10 protein-coding genes are annotated in these 13,593 nt (G+C 73.3%); 2 read left to right on the forward strand and 8 right to left on the reverse strand.

Features of this window, described 5'->3' with window-relative positions:
- Positions 1-27: 27 nt before the first annotated feature.
- The 3 genes from ABVB68_RS17385 to ABVB68_RS17400 all read right to left on the reverse strand — a co-directional run bounded on the left by ABVB68_RS17385 (position 28) and on the right by ABVB68_RS17400 (position 3,553).
- On the reverse strand, positions 28-975 hold the full coding sequence (locus tag ABVB68_RS17385; protein WP_353601942.1) for a phosphotransferase family protein: 948 nt from the start codon (positions 973-975) through the stop codon (positions 28-30).
- Positions 976-1,518: 543 nt separating this feature from the next.
- The gene (locus ABVB68_RS17395) at positions 1,519-1,728 is read right to left on the reverse strand and encodes a hypothetical protein (RefSeq protein WP_353601980.1); all 210 of its coding nucleotides are present in this window, start codon (positions 1,726-1,728) and stop codon (positions 1,519-1,521) included.
- A gap of 583 nt (positions 1,729-2,311) precedes the next feature.
- Complete coding sequence (locus ABVB68_RS17400; protein WP_353601943.1) at positions 2,312-3,553, reverse strand: bifunctional class I SAM-dependent methyltransferase/NUDIX hydrolase; 1,242 nt, start codon at positions 3,551-3,553, stop codon at positions 2,312-2,314.
- 657 nt (positions 3,554-4,210) lie between these two features.
- Here ABVB68_RS17400 and ABVB68_RS17405 point away from each other — a divergent pair.
- Positions 4,211-5,587 (forward strand): MFS transporter, encoded by a 1,377-nt coding sequence (locus ABVB68_RS17405; RefSeq protein ID WP_353601944.1) that lies wholly within the window; start codon positions 4,211-4,213, stop codon positions 5,585-5,587.
- A gap of 307 nt (positions 5,588-5,894) precedes the next feature.
- Here the strand turns inward: ABVB68_RS17405 and ABVB68_RS17410 are convergent, their stop codons facing one another.
- From ABVB68_RS17410 to lnt, 4 genes are all read right to left on the reverse strand, one after another.
- Positions 5,895-7,817 (reverse strand): helix-turn-helix domain-containing protein, encoded by a 1,923-nt coding sequence (locus tag ABVB68_RS17410; RefSeq protein WP_353601945.1) that lies wholly within the window; start codon positions 7,815-7,817, stop codon positions 5,895-5,897.
- Between the two features lie 91 nt (positions 7,818-7,908).
- Positions 7,909-8,736: a 3-hydroxybutyrate dehydrogenase gene (locus ABVB68_RS17415; protein WP_353601946.1), complete on the reverse strand. Its 828-nt coding sequence runs from the start codon at positions 8,734-8,736 to the stop codon at positions 7,909-7,911.
- A 54-nt stretch (positions 8,737-8,790) separates the two neighbouring features.
- Positions 8,791-9,270: an NUDIX hydrolase gene (locus tag ABVB68_RS17420; RefSeq protein WP_353601947.1), complete on the reverse strand. Its 480-nt coding sequence runs from the start codon at positions 9,268-9,270 to the stop codon at positions 8,791-8,793.
- A 67-nt stretch (positions 9,271-9,337) separates the two neighbouring features.
- Positions 9,338-10,966, reverse strand: coding sequence for an apolipoprotein N-acyltransferase (lnt, locus tag ABVB68_RS17425; RefSeq protein WP_353601948.1), 1,629 nt, complete (start codon positions 10,964-10,966; stop codon positions 9,338-9,340).
- 668 nt (positions 10,967-11,634) lie between these two features.
- Between lnt and ABVB68_RS17430 the strand changes: the two genes are divergently transcribed.
- Positions 11,635-12,606, forward strand: a complete 972-nt coding sequence (locus tag ABVB68_RS17430; protein ID WP_353601949.1) for an O-antigen ligase family protein — start codon at positions 11,635-11,637, stop codon at positions 12,604-12,606.
- A gap of 399 nt (positions 12,607-13,005) precedes the next feature.
- On the opposite strand, the gene ABVB68_RS17435 is transcribed toward ABVB68_RS17430, so the two are convergent.
- Positions 13,006-13,551: a hypothetical protein gene (locus tag ABVB68_RS17435; RefSeq protein ID WP_353601950.1), complete on the reverse strand. Its 546-nt coding sequence runs from the start codon at positions 13,549-13,551 to the stop codon at positions 13,006-13,008.
- Positions 13,552-13,593 lie beyond the last annotated feature (42 nt).

Here is a 13,593-nt window from a genome sequence, read left to right on the forward strand (position 1 = left end):
ACTTCCTGCCCGGCTGCCCGCGGTGCGTCACCGGTGCAGGGACTCGGTGACGGCCGGGTCCTCCAGCACGGTGACGCACCAGGCGAAGTGCTCGTCACCGCCGCCCGGCGCGAAGGCGTCGCTCGTGGCCATCGCATAGGCGGCCCGGTACAGCAGGAGGTCGTCGACCGCGTAGCCGAACTCGTCGGCGAACCGCGTGGTGAGCCGCCGGGTGATCTCCGGGGCGTGCTCGGTGCCCGCCGGGAAGATGGCCGCGGCCACGGCGGCGTCGAAGCGGGGATCCCCGCCCGTGGACAGGAAGCCGTAGTCCACGAGGGCGAGCGGCCGCAGGTCGTCGTCCACCAGCACGGTCTCCGGGAAGACGTCACCGTGGACGACCGCCTCGTCGGTACGGGGCAACGCGCGCAGCTTCCGAAGCAGCCGGGCGCGCGTGTCGTCGAAGTCGCGGACATCCGTGGAGAGCCGGTCCGCGCACCGGCTGACCCGCCGGTCCACCAGGTCCGCCAGGGCGGATCCGAAAGTGGTGTGGCCTTCCCACAGCGGGCGTTCCTCGTCCAGCACGGGAAGCTGCTTGACCTCGTCGACGTCATGGGCGTCCGCGAGGGCGCGCAGCACGCCGACCAGGCAGTCGACCGCTTCGGGCAGGACCTCGTCCGGGTCGTCGGTGCGGATCCTGGCCGCCAGGGGCGCGCCGGTCAGCTCCCGCTCCACGGTCATCGGGACACCGTCGATGTCCTCGACGGCGAGGATCTCCGGGGCGCCGAACGGCAGGTGCGCCCCGGCATCGGCGTAGAAACTCTGCATCCGTCGCAGTTCGGAGCCCCGTCGGCGCTCCCACACCTTGGCCACCGTTCCGTCCCCGAGTCGGTAGACGGCTCCCTCCACCGCCGCCTCGACGGGCCCGGCGTCGGGATGTCCGGCGTCGACGAAATGTCGTACGCGCCGGGCCGTGGTGTCCCGTATCGCATCGGACATCTCGTGCCTCCTTCCGCCCCCGGCGTGAACGACCGGCCGGTCGGCGGGGCCGACACCGGGACCATCTCCCACGGTAGGCCCCCCGCCCGCGCGACACCCGGTGACGGAGCGCTGCTCGGCGCCGTGCGGGTCCGCCACGCGTATACGGCGGAAAGCGCCGGCGGATCCCGCGTATCCGGAGCCGACAGTGGCTGGTCCTTCGCACACAGGCGGCCGTCGCCCGCCGACGGCCGCGTCCGGCCACTGCGCTGGGACCCGCCGACGGGACCATGCACCGCGGCGTCCGTCCACCGCGGCCCGCTGCCGCTCGTCCGCCGCTGCCGCTCGTCCGGCCGTGCCCCGCATGCCCGAGGAGATCCTGGCCGAACACGTGGGCACACCGTCGACCTGCTGCGGGACAGCTTCCGCGTACTCGCCGACAAGGTCGCCGCCGGTCAGACCGCCGTGGCGGGCCCTCCGTACCGCTTGGCCGACGGCAGCGCACAGCTCGCCTACTCTCGCGGCCTCGACGATCGGCCTGATGGCGCTGTGGGCCTCGCGGAGTCACGCACGGACGTGGCAGCCCTCGATCTCACGGCCGAGCGGCTGCGCCACCTCCAGGACGCGTTCATCAAGGCGGCCCGACGACTCCGCGCCACCATGGACCGGTACGCCGACCGGGACGATGCCGGCGCGGCACACCCGGCGCACCCGGCGCACCCCGGGCATCAGGACGACCAGCAGGCGCACCGCCCGCAGCGGCCCGGACCGCACCGCGGGTCGGAAGCCGGCCGATGAGCGCGAACGGCCGCACGGCGAGGAAGATGGACGTAGGGCTCCCGTTCCGTGACTTCCCCGAGCCGGGACGGGAGCCCGCCCCCTCGGGGCCGGTGTGGGCGACCGCCCGGTCACTCGCTCGCGCTGTCACCGTCTGCTCGTGCTTCCTCCGTCTCGGCCTCAGGAGCCTCTGGGGCATCCGAGGCCCTTGCCTGCTCGGCGTCTTCCTCGACCACTTGCTCACGAGCGCTTGGGCGGTACGCGACGACGGGCAGATCGATCTTGGGGAGTGAGGTGACGATGTCGAGTCTGGGAAGCGAGGCCGCGATCTGCTGGGCGTGACGCGGTGCGGGACTGTAGGTCGCGTGTGGAAAACAGGATCTTGATTTCCCAGAGGGAGGCGACGTTCCCGGCCAGAGCCTCTGTCTCATCGACCGCGAGGCCGTACAGCAGCCATCGGGCTTTGGCGATGTACCAGACGTCGCTTTCGATCGCGTGCCCCGTGACCTCCGTGACGGTGGTGCGGCCAGCGGTGCGGAGTCACCACGGTGTCCACCGCCACACGGGCCGCTCCACCTGCTCATCGCGCAGCGCCAGCAGAGCCCGGACGACGCGGACCGGCAATGTCCTGACCCGTGTTGTGCCGCTTGGCGAAGGGGGTGAAGTGGGCGGGCGGATGGTCGATGGGGAGCTCGGGGCGCCAGGCGGTGAGGATCTGGGCGCTGCATTCGAACAGGCCGGACGGGAGCGCGTCCAGCGGCCACCACCTCCAGTCACCGACCGGCTCGCCCGGCTGGTCGGCGGGCTCGCCGCGCCACCGCGTGACGAGCGCGCCGAACGTGATCCGGACGACGCCGGCGGCCTGGTCCAGGAGCATGCCCAGCAAGCGCACGTCGGCCGGGTCCGTGTGCAGTCCGGTCTCCTCGGCCAGTTCGCGCACGACCGCCTCCTCCAGAGACTCGCCCGGCTCCACCGTGCCGCCGGGCAGCTCGACGGTCCCTCGTCGGTGGCTGCCGAGCAGCAGACCGCGCGGGCCGGCCAGCACCGCGCCGACCCCGGCCGCGGCGTGTGCGACGGGCGGTTGGGCCCTACGGGGACGAGAGGCGACCCGGGTCGGCCTGCGGACCTGGAAGAGCCGGTAGGAGGCATGGTTGCCCTCCTCGGGCGCGTCCAGCACGGTGACCTCCTCGGTGAGCAGCCCGTGCTGCGCGAGCAGGTCCGCCCACAGCTTTGTGGTGAGCACCCACATGTGCACGATCAGTTCGCCGCCGCCGGCCAGGCGCAGGATCTCCGGGCGAGACTTCACCTCCGACGAAGGGCCGCTCCCGGACGAGTTGGTGTGCAGCACGGTGAAGTAGAGCCGTCCGCCGGGCCTGAGCGCCGCCGCCAGGGCGGGCAGCAGCCGGTGCGGGTCGATGAAGTGGACGGCGGACAGGGAGTAGATCACGTCGTACGGCGCCGAAGTGCGCAGATGCCCGACGGCGTCGGCCTGGACCAACCGCAAGCCCGGCAGATCGCCGTAACGCGCCCGTGCGCGCTCGATCTGGGTCGGTGACAGATCGACGGCGTCCACGGCGGCGCCATGGGTACGGGCGAGGTGGGCGGCGTGCCGGCCCGGACCGCAACCAAGGTCGCATACGCGCAGGCCCCTCAGGTCGCCGAAGACAGCGTCTCCCGGCCCTGTTCCCGCCGGTCCCCAGACAATCTCGTCCACCTCGGGAAGAGGCGCGGCCCGCTTGAGGTGATGCGCTCCGTAGGTGTCCCACATCGCGGCGTTGACCTGCTCGGCATCAACCGTGCCAGGTGCGTCGGGTGCCGTCATCGCGTCCCCTCCTCAAGCTCGTCGCCGAGCCGCCTCATCACGTCGTCCCGCTCCCCACCGGGCGCTGTTCCGCTCTCCGGCTCGCTGCCGACAGCCGATGCACCCCTGCTGCTCTCTACCCTGTCCGGACCCGACGGTCACCGACGAGCCAAGCCGGCCCTCGGCGGTGCCCACGCTGCTGCCGGACTTCCGCGAGCACCGCGTCCCCCACCGGCACGCCTCCTCCGCCGCCCGCCCGGTGGCCCTTCACGGACGCATCCGGGCACGCCCCGGGGCTGAACGGTCGACGGCGCTGCGGCTTCTGCCCGCAGCGCCGCCGGCCGTGATGCCGCACTCCCCTGACCAGCTCCCGCCGCCGTTCCCTGGACGGCGCCGGGTCATATCCGCTTCAGGCCGATGACGTGGGCTTCGGGTCAGCGCCGAACCAGCACGGGAGTCGACACCGCACCGTCACATCACCCCAGAACCAGGCGTCCCGGACAGCACTCGTTTCGACCACTCGCGCCCCCTGAACCGCCCTTCCGTGAGCCGGCATGGTGGCCGCACGCATAGCCAACCCCCGAACTATGGTGCCCCACCACATGTGCCCCTGACCTGCATCTTCCTACGGTGTGCCGACACGTACCCGTCCCCACCGCACACGAGGAAGTGGCGCACATGGCCTCCGGAACCACCGCTCCCCCACCCCCCGCCAGCCTCCCCAGAATCGTCGCCGCCAGCCTCATCGGGACCACCATCGAGTGGTACGACTTCTTTCTCTACGGCTCCGCGGCCGCGCTCGTGTTCAACAAGTTGTTCTTCCCGGACTCCGACCCGCTCGTCGGGACGTTGCTGTCGTTCCTGACGTACGCCGTGGGGTTCGCTGCCCGTCCGCTGGGGGCCCTGGTGTTCGGGCATTACGGGGACCGGCTGGGCCGGAAGCGGCTTCTGGTGCTCAGCCTGGTGCTGATGGGCGGCGCCACCTTCGCCATCGGACTGCTGCCCACGCACGCCACCGTCGGCTCCGCCGCGCCGGTACTGCTCACCGCGCTGCGGCTCGTCCAGGGTTTCGCGCTCGGTGGTGAGTGGGGCGGTGCCGTGCTGCTGGTGTCCGAGCACGGTGACGCACGACGGCGTGGATTCTGGGCCTCGTGGCCGCAGACCGGCGCACCGGCGGGGCAGTTGCTCGCGACGGGCGTGCTCTCGCTGCTCACCGCCGTCCTGTCCGACGACGCCTTCGGCACCTGGGGCTGGCGGATTCCGTTCCTGCTCTCCGGGGTCCTCGTGCTCGTCGGTCTGTGGATCCGGCTTTCCGTCGACGAATCCCCGGTGTTCAAGGAGGCGCTGGAGCGGGGCGAGTCCCGGCGGGCCGACGAGGCGGAGAAGCCGCCGCTCGTCGCCGTGCTGCGGCACCACTGGCGCGACGTGCTGGTGGCGATGGGCGCCCGCATGGCCGAGAACATCAGCTACTACGTCATCACCGCCTTCATCCTCGTCTACGCCACCACCTCGGCCGGCGTCTCCAAGCAGACCGCGCTCAACGCGGTCCTCATCGGCTCCGCCGTGCACTTCGCGGTCATCCCCGCCTGGGGCGCGCTCTCCGACCGGGTCGGACGGCGGCCGGTGTACCTGTTCGGCGCGGCCGGTATCGGCCTGTGGATGTTCCCGTTCTTCTCGCTCGTGGACACCGGGTCGTTCGGCCGGCTCGTGCTGGCCGTGACCGTCGGGCTCGTGTTCCACGGTGCCATGTACGCGCCCCAGGCCGCCTTCTTCGCCGAGATGTTCGCCACCCGGATGCGGTACTCGGGCGCTTCCATCGGAGCCCAGTTCGCCTCCGTGGCGGCCGGTGCCCCCGCGCCGCTCATCGCGACCGCACTGCTCTCCGACTACGGCACCGCCACCCCGATCGCCCTGTACGTGATCGCCGCCGCCGTGCTGACCCTGATCGCGGTGGGCGTCTCCCGGGAGACGCGGCACCGGGACCTCGCCCGGGTCGAGGGCGGCGACGGCGAACCCTCTGACGCGCCCGCGACCGCCGAGGCGCGGACGGTCTGAGGGGCGACGCGACGGCCCCAGCGGCGCACCAGGCCCGGCCCGCCCGTCCGGCACGCCCTTTCGGGCCGCCTCCTGGGCCGGGCCGGGCCGGGCCGGCGCCTCGCGGAGACCGGGCATCCGGTGGAGGCCTGGCGGCCCGAAAGCCCGAAAGCCCGGTGGCCCGGCGGCCCGGCGGCCCGGCGGCCCGAAGGAAGTCGAAGGCGCGAAGCGAAACCGTGGCTCAAGGAGACACGGCGGCGCGAACCGAAGCGGTGCCTCGAAGGGAAACGGTGGTACGAGGCGAACCGGTCGCCGGAAAACACCGGTGTCATCCCCTGTCTCTGTCCGGTGCCGCCAACCGGTGCAGGCGCAGGGCCAGTTGGATCTCCAGGGCGCGGGTGGGTACCTGCCAGTCCTCGCCGAGCAGCCGGCCCACGCGCTCCAGCCGTTGGGCGACGGTGTTCACATGCACGTGCAGCGCGTCCTTGGTGCGGGCCGGGCTCATCCCGCAGGCGAAGTACGCGTCCATGGTGCGCAGCAGTTCGGTGCCGCGCCGTTCGTCGTACGAGGCGACCGGGCCGATGGTCCGGTCGACGAAGCCGGTCACGTCCCGTTCGCCCGCCAGGAGCAGGCCGAGGAAGCCGAAGTCCTCGGCGGCGGCGCCGTCTCCGGCCCGGCCCAGCAGATGCAGCGCGTCCAGGCAGCGACGGCCCTCGGCGTAGGCCGCGGCGACCGCCTCCGGATGGGCGGCGAGGTCGGTGACGGGGGCGGAGGCGCCGACCGTGACCGGCTGATGGACGGCTGTGCCCAGATGGCGGGCGGTGCGGCGGGCCGCCTGGGTGGCGGTGTCGCCGCCGAGCGGCAGCAGCAGGACGGTACCGCCGTCGCGGGCGGCGGCCAGTCCGTGCCGGGTGGCGGCGAGGTGGGAGGCGGCCGACCACAGCCGTCGGCGGGCCGCCGCCTCCTCGTCCGCGTCGGCCGCCGGGCCGTCGAGCCGGGCGGCGAGCACGACATGGGTGGCGTCCAGATCGGCACGGAGCCGGGTGGCACGTTCGCGCAGCAGCCGAGGGTCGCGGTCGCGGGCGTCGAGCAGGTCGTCCAGCAACTCGCCGCGCACGCGCCGCTCGGCCTCGGCGGCGGAACGGCGGGCGAGCAGGAGCAGCGAGGTCACCATGGCGGCGCGTTCCAGCGTGCGCTGGTCCACGGGGTCCAGGGCCGGGTGCCCGCGCAGGACGAGGGCGCCGAGGAGTTCGCCGCCCCCGGTGACCGCGGCGATCCAGTCGTCGCCGTGCGGTACGGCATGTCCTTCGGCGCGTGACGACTCCAGCGGCTCGGCCGGCACCGCCTCGGCCTCCGCGAACTCGACGGTGCCGGCGAGCACTTCGGACACGGCGCCGGCCACGTCGTGCACCCCACCGCCGCGCAGGACGAGTTCGGCGAGCCGGTCGTGGACCTCGGAGGCGCGCTCGATGACGGCGCTGCGGTCCCGGATGATCTCGTTGGCCCGCTCCAGCCCGGACAGTGCCTCGCGCGTCTCGGTGAGCAGGTTGGCGGCGTCGATGGCCGCCGCGGCGAGGGCGGCGAAGGAGCCCAGCAGGGCGATCTGTTCGCGCTCGAAGACGCGGGCCCGGCGGTCGGCGGCGAAGAGCACGCCGATGACGTGCGGGCCGAGCATCAGGGGAACCCCGAGGATGGCGACCAGGCCCTCGTCCCGGACACCGGAGTCGATGGTGAGCGTGTGCTGGAACCGGGCGTCCTTGAAGTAGTCGTCGGTGACGTACGGCCGTGTGGTCTGGGCGACCAGTCCGCCGAGCCCCTCCCCCATGCCGAGGCGCAGTTGCTGGAAGCGGGCGGAGACGGAGCCCTCCGTCACCCGCATGTAGGTGTCACCCCTGGCCGGGTCGTTCAGGGTGAGGTAGGCGACGTCCGTGCCGAGCAGGGAGCGGGCCCGCTGCACGATGGCCTGCAGGACGGCGTCCACGTCCCTGAGGCCGGCCAGGTCGTGGGCGGTCTCGAAGAGCGCGGACAGCTCCGCCTCGCGGCGCCGGCGGCCCTCCAGCTCCGCGCGGACGCGCAGGGCCAGCAGCTTGGCCTGTTCCAGCGCCGCTATCCGTTCGGCGGACCGGCCCTCGGCGCGGGCCAGCAGCACGGGCTGCTCATAGGCCTCCACGGAGGCGTCGCGGGCCAGCAGCCCGAGGTACTCGGCCTCGGCGCCGTCACAGGGTGCCGGCTGAACATGATCGCGGGACATGGTCACAGGATTCCGTATCGGCCACCCGGCCCGTCAGGCCTGTGGAAAAGTCCCGGTACCGCCGGGGGACGGCCGGACACGGGCGGGCCGGTCAGTGGGCCGTCCATCCGCCGTCGAGGGCGAGGGAGGCACCGGTGAGGAAGGACGCCTGCGGGCTGCACAGGTAGGCCACGGCCTCGGCGACCTCCTCCGGTTCGATGAGGCGCTTGAGCGCGCTGTCCTTGAGCAGCACCTCGGAGAGCACCCGCTCCTCGGGGATGCCGTGCGCCTGCGCCTGGTCGGCGATCTGCTTCTCGACCAGGGGGGTGCGCACATAGGCCGGGTTCACACAGTTCGAGGTCACACCGTGGGGCGCGCCCTCAAGGGCCGCCGTCTTGGACAGGCCCTCCAGACCGTGTTTGGCCGCCACATAGGCGGACTTGAAGGCAGAGGCCCGCAGCCCATGGACGGAGGACACATTGACGATGCGCCCCCAGCCTTGGGCGTACATGTGCGGGAGGGCACCGCGGATGAGGCGGAACGGTGCCTCCAGCATGACGGTGAGCACGGTGTGGAAGACCTCGGGCGGGAACTCCTCGATGGGGCGTACGAGTTGCAGCCCGGCGTTGTTGACCAGCACGTCGGTTCCGGCGGCGGCGCGCTCGGCGGCGTCGAGATCGGTGAGGTCCACGACGTGCGGTACGACGCGGCCCGGCAGCTCGCCCACCCGCTCCGCCTGCCGGGACAGTTCGGCGAGGCCCGCCGCGTCCCGGTCGACGGCCCGCACCTCGGCGCCCGCGGCGGCCAACCGCAGGGCGCAGGCGCGGCCGATGCCGCCGGCGGCACCGGTGACGAGGGCGGTGCGGCCGCCGAGGTCGAGAGCGAGGGGCTGGGCGTCGCGGCCGGGGCCCGGGCCGGGCTGGGGGGTGGACGAGGTCATGTGCTGACCCTAAGCGGAACCCACCCCTCACCCCATGTGGTGACCACCCATACTTCAGCTGGCAGCCATAGGGTCGAACCATGTGGGTGCCTCGGACATGGCCTGCTTGATCCGAAAGAGACCGAACTCGTTCAGGTCGGGCAGTGCGTCGATCGCGAACCAGCCCACCTCCAGCGACTCGTCGTCGTTGACCCGCGCCTCGCCGCCCACCGCACGGCAGCGGATGGTGATGTCCATGTACTGGCAGGCATCCCCGTTGGGGTAGACCATCGGTCCCAGGGCCTGGACGAGGACGATCCGCTCGGCGACGCAGTGCACCGCCGTCTCCTCGAAGACCTCCCGCACCGCGCAGGCGGCGGGCTGCTCGCCCGGCTCCGGAATCCCGCCGATGACCGACCACTTGCGGGTGTCGGACCGCCGCCCGAGCAGCACCCGGCCCTCGTCGTCGAAGACGATCGCGGTGATCCCGGGGAGCCAGAGCAGCTGGTGGCCGATGGAGGACCGGAGCGTACGGATGAATTCGGGAGTAGCCATGACCCGACCCTAACCGGCGAGCCCGCGGCACCCGGGCGGGTTCGGGGGGTGTACGGCGGTCGTACGGCTACACGTCACCGGCGCGCAGACCGCCCAGCTCCCGCCGGCCGCGCAGACCGGAGCCGATCGCCCAGGCGATGCCGCCGGCGGCGACCAGCACCAGGGCGATCTCCGGCGCGATGCCCAGCTTCGTCGCCGGGGTCTCGGATGCGCGCAGCGGCACCTTCTGGACGAGGTAGGCGGGCACGAACATGCCCGTCTTCTGGGTGATCTTCCCGTCCGGCATGATGAACGCGCTGACGCCGCTGGTCACCGGCACGGTCACGGTGCGGCTGTGCTCGACGGCGCGCACCCGGGACATGGCGAGCTGCTGGTAGGTCATCTCGCTGCGGTCGAAGGTCGCGTTGTTGCTCGGTACGGAGATCATCTCCGCCCCGTGCGTGACCGTGTCCCGCACGGCCCAGTCGAAGGCCGCCTCGTAGCAGGTGGCGAGGCCGACCTTGACGCCCGCGAAGTCGAACACCCCCGGCTTGCCGCCCCGGCTGAAGTCCTGGCGGACCATGCCGGTCCACTCCTTGTTGATCGCGCCGACGAGGCCGCGCAGCGGAAGGTACTCGCCGAAGGGCTGGATCTGCCGTTTGTCGTACGTCTGCGTGGGCCCCTTGACCGGGTCCCACAGGACCTGCTCGTTGAGCAGCTTGCCGTCCCTCTCGACGACCGCGCCGACCGAGACGGGTACGCCGACCGCCTTGGCGGCACCGCTGATGACGGCGGCCGCGTCGGGGTTGGTGAAGGGGTCGATGTCGGAGGAGTTCTCCGGCCACAGCACGTAGTCGGGCCTCGTGGCCTTCCCCGCCCTGATGTCGGCGGCGAGCCGGAGCGTCTCACGCACGTGGTGGTCGAGGACGGCGCGCCGCTGGGCGCTGAACTCCAGTCCGGCGCGCGGCACGTTGCCCTGGATGACCGCCACCGTCGCGGTGCCGTCCTCGGCCTTGTCGCTGACCAGCACGCGGGCTGCGAGCGCGCCCCCCACCGGTACGGCCACACTCAGCAGCGCGGCAACCGCCGCCCCGCGCCGCACGTCCCGGGTACGGCGCCCCTCGGCGATCAGCCGCCCGGCCTCGTACAGGCCGAAACCGCACAGCACGACCGCGAAGCCGAGCACCGGAGTACCGCCGACCGCGGCCAGCGGCAGGAAGGCACCGCCCGCCTGGCCGAAGGCGATCTTGCCCCAGGGGAAGCCGCTGAAGGGCATGCGTGCGCGTACCGCCTCACCCGCGATCCACACGGCGGCCGCCCACACCGGCCAGGCCGGCAGCCTGGAGACGGCGGCGACGCCCACGCCGACCAGGGCGATGAACACGGCCTCGATGGCGACCAGGGCGAGCCAGGGCCCGGGACCGACCTCCACACCGGTCCACACCAGCAGGGGCAGCAGGAAGCCGAGCCCGAAGAGGTAGCCGAGCCCGAGAGCCGCCTTCCAGCCACGGCCGCGCAGCACCCAGCCGAGGCCGGCGAAGGCGGGCAGGGCCAGCCACCACAGGGTGCGCGGCGGGAAGCTGACGTAGAGCAGCACTCCGCAGAGGGCGGAGGCGGCGGCCGGGACCAGGCGCGGCAGCCGGCCGCCGAGCGCGCCGGGCGCGCGAGACGGACGGAGCCGATCCGGCTGGTCCACGGAAGTTGCGGTGACGGTCACCGGGCGAGTGTACGGCGCCCGGTCCGACCGCCGACAGCTCGGCCGGACCCCGGCGCCGCCCCCGCCGACCACGGTTGCCGCTGGTCGGAGCCCGCTTCGGCCGACCGTCGCCCGTTCGTCGCGGGCCCCGCCCGCAAAGTCTCCACGCCGCACACGGGACCGCTCCCTGTCGCCTCGCGCGGCCGACGGCGGGGGGAGGCCACGGGCAGCAGCACGGGCGGACGGCAGCGCCCGGCAGCTGGGGCCGGGTTTTCCGGCAGAAATGGACGTCATCGGCACGACCACAAACCGACAGCACGGACCGGCCACCAGCACCACCCGGCACGGACCACCACCGATACAGACCGGCCACCAGCACCACCCGACGGCGCAACCCGGCATCAGCAGCCCTCGGCCCCGCACGCCCGGCGGCCGCACCGCCGCGCCAGGCCGGCCTCGGGAAACACGGACGCGGTGGCGACGATTCTCCGCATCTTGTCCACAAACGGGTCATCAGCCGTTACGGTGTGCCCAGCCTCGGCGGTGCGGCCGGACCCGGCGCGCGGCCTTGGCCTGCCACAGGTCGGGGGACTGGGTGCGAGGGGCTGCGGGTGGGGTCGACGGTGACGAGGTCTGCGACCGGTGCGGACGCGGAGAACGCCAGGCGAAACGTTTCTGATGGTGCGGGCATGGTCCTGCTCGGGGCCTGCGCGGGGTGGTCGCTGATCACCGCTGCGGCCCATGACGGGCGGCCCGAGGGCATGCTGCTGGCGGTGCTCGCCGTGGCCGCCGGCTACGCCGTGGGCCGGGTCTCCGGGACGCTGCTGCCGGTGGCCGCGCCCTGCGCCGGTGCGGTGGCCGGGCTGGCGCTCGCGGTGGCGCTGCCCGACGTCTCCCCCGGCGCCCCGTACGCCGCCCCTCTCGGGCGCGCCGGGGCCACCGCCGCCGTGCTGGCGCTGGCCACCGGTGCCGCGTGCTGTGCCGCCTGGGCGACGCCCGTGCCGGCGCTGCGCCTCGGGCTGCGGGCGCTGGCCGCCGTGATCGTGCCGGCCGGAGCGGCGCTGGGGTCGCCGGCCGGGTGCGCGGTCAGCGCGGCCGTCCTGCTGTGCTCGCTCGCCGCCGGTTCGACGCCCGGCCGGGGCGCGGGCCTCGCCGCTCTCGCCGCCGCTGCGGCCCTGGTCGCGGGGACGACCTGGGCGATCGCGGCGGACGGGCTGCCCGACGCCCTGGCCGGGGCGCTCGCGGGCCGGTTCACCCCGCAGCGCCTCCAGCTTTGGCGGGAGGCACTACGGCTGGCCGGCCGGGACGGCGGCCTGGGCGTCGGCCCCGGCCGGTTCGGCGAGGTGAGCGGCATGACGCCGCAGGCCTTGCCGTCCGACGGCAAGCCGCATTCGGCGCTGTTGCAGCAGGCGGCGGAGCAGGGCTTCCTCGGGGTGACCCTGCTGGCGGCGGCGTTCTGCTGGGTGCTGCACGCGCTGTGGCGCTCCGCGCGCCCGACCCCGGTGGCCCTCACCGCCGGCGCGGCCCTGACGGCCGTGGCCGTCCTGGCCATGTCGGGCAACGCGCTGAGCTTCACCGCCGTGACCGTGGGCGCGGGTCTACTGGCCGGGTGGGCGACGGCCCGGCCGTGGGCGGGTGACGGCACGCAACCGGAATGGTGAACCGGCGCCCCGGCCGGGGCGCCGGGACGGTACGGACGCGCCGCTTCGACGGTCGGCTGTCCGTCAGCGCCAGGCACGCACTCCGCGCCACCATGCCTCTGCGTGCCCACACCCCCACGCCGCCACCACCGTGCCCGACGCACACCTCGCGTCACTGTGCCCGGCACACCCTCCGCACCACCACGTCTGGGCCTCCCCACACTCCACGCACCGCCGCCACCGTGCCCGGGCACACTCACGCCCCCCCATCGCCGTGCCCGGCACACACTCCACGCCGCCATGACCGCACACCGCTCGCACCTCGTGCGCTCATGACCGCACCCGGCAGGAAACAGGAAGGGAAAAAGGGAAAGGGGACGGCGGCCGTGCGCCTCGGCGGGCCGAAGCGCTGTGCGGGCGTCAGCGGCCGGAGCCCGGTGTGATCGTCCGCAGCCGGTCCCTGATGACGTGGACGGCGGTCTCCGCGTTGTCCACGGTGATCGTGAAGGTGTGGCCGTCCCACAGGCGCAGCACGACGCCCTCGCCCCGGCGTACGACGACCGCCGTGCCCTTCTCGGGGCGCCAGCGGTAACCCCACCCGCCCCAGTGCCGGGGGGTGACGAGGGCGGTGAAGTCGGCGCCCGCCACGTGGGAGAGCGGGATACGGCGGCGTGGCAGTCCCATGTGGCCGCAGCGCACCTCGAGGCATTCCTTGTCGAGTCTGAGGTCGACGTGCACGAAGGCGAGCGTGCCGAAGATGACCAGCAGGCCGGCCGCGATGCAGCCGACGACCGACATCGCCAGGGCGGCGACACCGTTGGTCCAGGCCGAGTCCACGGCCAGCTCGATGCCGAGCGCCAGGCAGGCCGCTCCGACCAGTGCCAGCAGCCACTGGACCCGGTTGGTGGCGCGTCCGGTCCAGACGTCCGGGTACGGGGTGCCGTCCGCGTGGGGGTGGTCCCTCATGTTCACGAGGTTACTCAGGTTTCGCTGCGCGGGTACCCGCTC

It is taken from the genome of Streptomyces sp. NPDC096012 (assembly GCF_040426375.1).
Taxonomy (GTDB): domain Bacteria; phylum Actinomycetota; class Actinomycetes; order Streptomycetales; family Streptomycetaceae; genus Streptomyces.

Coding starts and splice junctions, on each gene's coding strand:
- ABVB68_RS17410 (WP_353601945.1), bottom strand. CDS start 7,817: ATGTCCCGCGATCATGTTCAGCCGGCACCCTGTGACGGCGCCGAGGCC.
- ABVB68_RS17420 (WP_353601947.1), bottom strand. CDS start 9,270: ATGGCTACTCCCGAATTCATCCGTACGCTCCGGTCCTCCATCGGCCAC.
- ABVB68_RS17430 (WP_353601949.1), top strand. CDS start 11,635: ATGGTCCTGCTCGGGGCCTGCGCGGGGTGGTCGCTGATCACCGCTGCG.
- ABVB68_RS17405 (WP_353601944.1), top strand. CDS start 4,211: ATGGCCTCCGGAACCACCGCTCCCCCACCCCCCGCCAGCCTCCCCAGA.
- ABVB68_RS17385 (WP_353601942.1), bottom strand. CDS start 975: ATGTCCGATGCGATACGGGACACCACGGCCCGGCGCGTACGACATTTC.
- ABVB68_RS17435 (WP_353601950.1), bottom strand. CDS start 13,551: ATGAGGGACCACCCCCACGCGGACGGCACCCCGTACCCGGACGTCTGG.
- ABVB68_RS17415 (WP_353601946.1), bottom strand. CDS start 8,736: ATGACCTCGTCCACCCCCCAGCCCGGCCCGGGCCCCGGCCGCGACGCC.
- ABVB68_RS17400 (WP_353601943.1), bottom strand. CDS start 3,553: ATGACGGCACCCGACGCACCTGGCACGGTTGATGCCGAGCAGGTCAAC.